Source organism: Corynebacterium sp., assembly GCF_012837295.1.
GTDB lineage: Bacteria > Actinomycetota > Actinomycetes > Mycobacteriales > Mycobacteriaceae > Corynebacterium.
On record NZ_DURI01000293.1, the window covers coordinates 1 to 3,644 of the forward strand.

Annotated in this window: 3 protein-coding genes; 2 read left to right on the top strand and 1 reads right to left on the bottom strand. The window is 67.8% G+C overall.

What is annotated here, in order from left to right; all coding sequences use genetic code 11:
* Positions 1 to 42: 42 nt before the first annotated feature.
* The gene (locus GX015_RS09500; RefSeq protein WP_291344662.1) at positions 43 to 1,395 is read left to right on the top strand and encodes a hypothetical protein; all 1,353 of its coding nucleotides are present in this window, start codon (positions 43 to 45) and stop codon (positions 1,393 to 1,395) included.
* A 27-nt stretch (positions 1,396 to 1,422) separates the two neighbouring features.
* Here GX015_RS09500 and GX015_RS09505 read toward each other — a convergent pair whose 3' ends face one another.
* Positions 1,423 to 2,895, bottom strand: a complete 1,473-nt coding sequence (locus tag GX015_RS09505; protein WP_291344663.1) for a DUF2254 family protein — start codon at positions 2,893 to 2,895, stop codon at positions 1,423 to 1,425.
* 160 nt (positions 2,896 to 3,055) lie between these two features.
* Here GX015_RS09505 and GX015_RS09510 point away from each other — a divergent pair.
* The coding region (locus GX015_RS09510) for a nucleoside hydrolase (protein ID WP_291344664.1) at positions 3,056 to 3,644 on the top strand (589 nt) is incomplete at its 3' end.

A 3,644-nucleotide genomic window follows, 5' to 3' on the forward strand; every position in this document is an offset into this window, starting at 1 on the left:
CGGACCGGCCCGTTTGTTTTGCGCGTGGTATATCAATGAACCATGAACGTTTCCTTGGAAAACCTTAGGGGCGTCGCTCGTGGCGGTCGGCGGGCGCTCGCCGTGCCGGTCGCGCTGGGGCTGGCCATGGCGCTCGTGGCGTGCGATGACGACGACGATGCCGCCGCTTCGGGCGCGGCGGAGAAGACGGAGCAGGTCGACGAGTTCGCGGGCTTGACCGAGGTGGACGCGGAGACGTTCGACATGGAGCCGTTCATGGACGGCTACGCCTTCGACTTCCGCACGGGCGGCGACGCCGTCGGAGTGTGCTTGGCCAGCGACGGCACGGTCTCGTGCCTCGGCGAACCGGATGACTCGGCCCCCGATGCCGCGAAGTCGTTGCCCGGGCGCCCGAACGGCATCGAGCTCACCGGTGACGCCACCGAATTCGTCAACTACGACTTCACCGGCGGAGTGCCGCCCGAGGAAGAACTGGTCGCGGGGCAGAAGGTGTCCTTCGGCTCCGTCACGTGCGGCATGGTCGACGACTCGACGTTGAAGTGCCGCGAGGACGAGGCGTGGTTCTCCATCACCGGCGCGGACCGGGAGATCGAGGTCGGCCCCGATGGCAGCGGAGACGCTTCGAGTGCCACGACTTCGTCAGCGGCATCCGTGACCGACGTTGACCCGGACAAGTTCGCCGTCAACGACACCGGCAAGAATGCGTGGGTGTTAGAGGATGGCAAGTCAATCTGCTGGGTCATGGAGGCCGGCAATTCCTCGCCGGGCGTCGGTTGCAACGTGCAGCTGAAGAACCCGCCGAAGGATCCCACCCACGGCAATCCTGCGACGAAGTTCCATTTGGGCACCGATGGAGAGGCGACGTTGCGCCCGGACATTGCGGGTGTCACTCCGTTTGACTACCAGACCCTGGGTGCCAATGAGCGGGTGACGCTTCGGGGCGTCACCTGTACTGCGCACGGTGGTTCCGACATCACTTGTGAAGCCAGCGGAACGACCGTCGAGGTCAAGAATGGAGAGGCTCCCGAAATCCCGGTCGTCGACGGAATGGGAGGCGGCTCCGATTCCCGCGCCGATGGCTCGGGGAGCGAGGGTGCGGGAGTTCGCACCTCGGGTGCGTGTGGCACCGTGCAAAGCTCCAGCCGCCCGAACCTGAGCGGAGACGTGCTGGTCCGAGAAGGAACCATCGATTGCGACGAGGTCATGCCGATAGTCGAGCGGTACATCGAGACGTCGAGCGATGGCCAGCATGGGATGGAGAATTGGCGGTTCTACGGCAATTGGACGTGCACCAACCCCAGGGAACTGGGCGGCGCTGAACCGCAGTTCGTGGTCAGCTGCTTCACCGATGACGGCGACCGCGTGGCGATCGCCAACTCCGCCTGGCGCCCGTAGTCCCGTCCGGGGCAGAGAAGCGCCCCCTCACACCCCCGGTTCGGGCGGGGGATCGTGGGCGGCGTCGCGGTCGAAGGCGGCTTCTTCGATGCGCGCCATGTCGTGGGCGTCGGGGATCAGGCGGCGGGCGGCGTTGACGATGCGCCGGCGCTCCTCGGGGATGAACCTGCGCAACGACACCCGCGCGGCATGGCCCAGCTCCGACTTGCCGGTGGCGCCGCGGGCGGTGATGCGCCGATCGGCGGGCTCGACGACGACGTCCTCGATGATGTCGAGCATCCGCAACGTCTGCATGACCACGCCGACGTCGTCGCACCCGTAGCGGCGGATCTCGGTGGTGACGTCCACCAGCACTTCCTCGAACTCGTGGTTGGCAGCCCACACCATCACCTGGTTGTCGCGGTACCGCACCGCCGCATTGACCGGGTTGAGGGCGAGGTGCCGCAGAATCGTCGTAAGCTGGCCGATCGCGTGGATGGCGGTGGTGTTGTCGTTGACGCCCGAGCTCAGCGCCCGCACCCCGATGTCCAGCACCTGACGGATGCCCAGGGAGAAGTCGACTCCCGACACGCGCTCGGCGTCGAGCCTCAGCAACCTCGGCGGGCCGGTTTCGTCGCCGAAGTCCTGTTCGCCTCGGACGAGCCGCGTGAATCGCGCGCGGAGGCCGGACGAGCCGGGGCCGTGCTCGTCGTCAAGCGAATCTCCCTCCCGGGAGCCGTCGCCGAGCGTGCCGAAACCATCCGCCGGCCACCATCGGCCCCACGCCTGGCCCTGGATGATCAGGTCGCCCGGGCGGGCGTCGATGACGACGACGGCGTCGTGACGCTTCGCCCACCGCTGCGCCGCGCCGACGTCGACGGACAGGACGTACCCGTGGTCGTCGCCGACGAGCGTGCGCGCATTGGCCGGCACGAGGGGACGGGGCTCGTACTCGAGGCAGTCGGCGATCTCGATGCGCTCGTCGATGTTGGCCACCGTCTGGCGCACGGTGCCGTCGATGATCGCGTCGACGCGCACCATGTCCACCACGCGCGAGACGTACCAGATGAACGTGGCCAGCGAGATGGCGATGAGGATCATGGCCACCGTCATGGCCAGCTGCGGCACGTACTCGGCCTCCGCGTCCATGGAGCGCTGCAGCGTGATCGAATACGCCACCACGCCCACGTACACGCTGACGATTCCCCGCACCGCCCGCGACTGGATGTAGTCGCGCAGCAGCTGGTGCGAGAAGTTGCCGGACGCGACCTGCAGGACGATGAGCGTCATGGAGATCGTGGTGGTCAGCACCGTCAGCGTCGTCGACGACACGAAGCTGAGCATGTCGGAGGCCGCCGACGCGTCGCCCGGCCACAGGAAGCGGGCCCACATGACTTCGTCGGAGATGTTGACGTCGTGCAGCACGGTCGATGCGACGATGCCCAACAGCGCCGTCAGCATCGGCCACGCCCACAGTCGCGCGGACAGGAAGTGCCGGAGATTGCCGAAGAACTCGCGCATGCCGCCATTGTCGCCGATGGGTGAACGCGATTCGGGCAGGCGCGGCGGGGCCCGGGCGCCCGGAATGCCGTGCGGCGACCGGAAGTCGTTGACGCGCCGGGCGGCCCTGGTGATGCTTGAGGCAACGGCCCGACCCGACCACCGGCGCAAAGGAGCCCCCATGCCCGCCACGAACGAGCACCGCAAGATGATCCTCGACTGCGATCCCGGCCACGACGACGCCGTCGCGATTCTCCTGGCCGCGGGCAACCCGGCGATCGAGCTGGTGGGCGTCACCACCATCGGCGGCAACCAGACTCTGGAGAAGGTCACCCGCAATGCCCGCACGGTGCTGACCATCGCCGGCATCGACGGCGTGCCCGTCCACGCCGGCTGCACGCGCCCGCTGGTGCGTGAGGGAGTCGTGGCCGCGGAGGTCCACGGCGATTCCGGCATGGACGTCCATGGTTACGCCGTGCCGGTGCCGACGGTTCCGCTTGACGACGCCCATGCGGTCGACTTCATCATCGACACAGTCATGTCCGAGCCGGCCGGGAAGGTGACGCTGGTGCCGACCGGCCCGCTGACCAACATCGCCATGGCCGCGCGCAAGGAACCCGCCATCGTCGACCGCGTCGCGGGGGTCGTGCTCATGGGCGGCGGGTACCACGAGGGCAACAAGACCGCCGTGGCGGAGTTCAACATCAGCGTCGACCCGGAGGCCGCCCACATCGTGTTCAACGAGAAGTGGCCGCTGACCATGGTCGGCC